This is a genomic window from Caballeronia sp. GAFFF2, from assembly GCF_023631485.1.
Taxonomy (GTDB): Bacteria; Pseudomonadota; Gammaproteobacteria; order Burkholderiales; family Burkholderiaceae; genus Caballeronia.
Genome location: NZ_JALQDA010000072.1, coordinates 1 through 2825, shown reverse-complemented (window position 1 = coordinate 2825; position 2825 = coordinate 1). Strand labels below are relative to the sequence as shown.

The window sequence follows — 2825 nt, the reverse complement described above, 5'->3', positions numbered from 1 at the left end:
GTGATGCCGCTGAACGCGAACGGCAAGGTGGACCGCAAGGCGCTGCCGGTGCCGTCGGTGCAGGACGAAGACCACGAATGGGAAGCACCACAAGGCGCACTCGAAACACAACTCATGCAAATCTGGTCGACGCTGCTGGGCATCGAACGCATCGGCCGGAACGACAACTTCTTCGAGCTGGGCGGCAACTCGCTCATGGCCGTGCGACTCAATGCGCGCATCGGACTGGAACTCAAGGCAAGTCTGCCGTTAGCCGCGCTTTTCGAGGCCACGTCGCTGGCCGCACTCGCGCAGGCGATCGACGATGCGCGCACCGCCGGTCCCGGCGATCAGGCGCTCGACGAACTCGACGCCTTTCTCGATACTCTTTGAGCAAGCTTCATGGATAAGGACAAAGCCGCGCGCATCGCGCAGCGCTTCATAGAACTTTCGCAGGACAAGCGCCGCATCTTCTGGCGCAAGATGGTCGATGAAGGCGTGACGCCTTCGCAACTGCCTATCCTTGCGAGAGCGAGATCGCCGGGAGAGGCATCGCCCGCATCTTATGCACAGCAGCGCTTGTGGTTCCTGTGGCAGTTGTTGCCGGAGAGCAGCGCGTATCACGTTTCGGGCGGCTTGCGCCTGCATGGCGCGGTGAATCACGCAGCGCTGCGTGCGAGTTTCGAAGCGATCGTGGCGCGACATGAGAGCCTGCGCACGCGTTTCGTGGCCGATGTGAACGGTCGCGTCGAGCAAATCATCGATGCACAGGTCGCGCTGGACTGGCGCGCGGCATCGCTCGATGCGAGTGAATTCGATGCCACCGCGCGTGCTTTAGCTGCAGAGCCGTTCGATCTGCAACACGGCCCGTTGCTGCGTGTGGCCTTGTTCAGCGCGAGTGCGGAAGAACGCTTGCTGGTGCTGTCGATGCATCACATTGTGTCGGACGGTTGGTCCGTGCAGGTGTTGCTCGATGAACTGGTGGCGCACTATCGCGCGGGCGTTTCAGGAAGCGCAATTGAGCGTGCGGCGTTGCCCGTCCAATACGCGGACTACGCCGCGTGGCAACGCGACTGGCTCGACGCAGGCGAACGCGAACGTCAACTGGCCTACTGGCAAAGGACACTGGGCGATGAACACCCGGTGCTGGCCTTGCCCACCGATGCCCCACGCCCCCCACACGCGACGTATCACGCTGGGCGTCATCATGTGAGCCTGCCGCCTGCATTGGCCGACGCGGTGCGCGAGCGAGCCCGCCAAAGCGGCAGTACGCCTTTCATGGTACTGCTGGCCGCGTTCCACGCGCTGCTGTATCGCTATACGGGGCAGCAGACGGTACGTACGGGCGTACCAGTGGCGAACCGTCATCGGGTGGAAGTCGAAGGACTGATCGGCTTCTTCGTGAACACGCAGGTAATGCAAAGCCGTGTTGACGCCTCGACGGACACGGCGACGTTACTCGCACAGGTACGCGAAGCGACACTTGGTGCGCAGGCGCATCAGGATTTGCCCTTCGATGCACTGATCGACGCACTGCGTCCGGAGCGCAGCCTGAGCCACACGCCACTGTTCCAGGTGATGTTCAATCATCAGCGCCGAGACTGGCGGGTGCTGAAGGATTTGCCGTCACTGGAAATCGAGCCGTATGCCTTGCCGGCCGAGATGGCGCAGTTTGAACTGCTGCTCGACACGCGCGAGGAAAGTGACGGGACGATATCGCTTGAGCTGAGCTATGCACGCGAGTTGTTCGAGGCAGGAACGATCGCGCGCATGGCGCAGCATTACGAGGCGATGCTCAAGGCGCTTGTCGAAGCCACGGCGTTGATCATCGAAGTGCCGCTACTGAGCGCAGAAGAGCGCGCAGAGATCGAAGGCTGGAGCCGCAACGACACGCGCTTCGAGAACCTTGAGCCGGTGATACGCGGCTTCGAGCGCCACGCAGAGCTGGCACCGGACGACATTGCGCTGACCTTCGGCGATATCCGTCTGAGCTATGCCGAACTCAATGCGAAAGCGAATGGCCTGGCGTATGAACTGATCGAACGCGGCGTGGGGTTGGAGTCGAAAGTAGGCGTAGCCGCAGAGCGCTCGGTGGAACTGGTCGTGGCGCTGCTGGCGATCATGAAGGCGGGCGGGGCGTATGTACCGCTGGACCCGTCATTGCCACAGGAGCGGCTTGCAGAGATGCAGGCCGATAGTGGCATGACGCTGGTGCTGCGAGATATCGATGTATCACGCGACGAACAGAGCAATCCGGATATCGAAATCCACGGCGAAAACCTGGCCTACGTCATCTTCACCTCAGGCTCGACGGGCCGTCCCAAAGGCGTCGGCAACACACACGCTGCGCTATCAAATCGACTTCAATGGATGCAGCAAGCTTATCCGCTCGAACACGGCGAGACGGTACTGCAAAAGACGCCGTTCAGCTTCGACGTATCGGTATGGGAATTCTTCTGGCCATTGATGGTCGGAGCACGTCTGGCGGTCGCCGCACCCGGTGCGCATCGCGATCCATTGCAACTGGCACACACCATCGTGCAGCACGAGGTGAGCACGATTCATTTCGTCCCGTCGATGTTGCAGGCGTTCATTGAAAGTGAACACGCGCTGTCTTGCGCAGACACGTTGCGCCGAATCATCTGTAGTGGCGAAGCGCTGCCTGAAGAATTGCAGCGCAAGGTCTTCGCGCGTCTTCCGAATGTGGAACTGCACAACCTGTACGGCCCGACCGAAGCGGCGATTGACGTGACCGCGTGGCAATGCCGAGAAGAGCACCGGCCGGTGCCGATCGGCGCGCCGATTGCAGCGACACAGACGTGGGTACTCGATGAGCGTATGCAACC

General features: G+C 61.3%; 2 protein-coding genes. Both read left to right on the top strand.

Annotation, left to right across the window (positions count from 1 at the left end; all coding sequences use genetic code 11):
• The coding region (locus tag NCT04_RS34080; RefSeq protein WP_250470241.1) for a phosphopantetheine-binding protein at nt 1–372 on the top strand (372 nt) is incomplete at its 5' end.
• 9 nt (nt 373–381) lie between these two features.
• Nucleotides 382–2825: condensation domain-containing protein (locus NCT04_RS34075; RefSeq protein ID WP_250470239.1), on the top strand; the 2444-nt coding region annotated here is incomplete at its 3' end.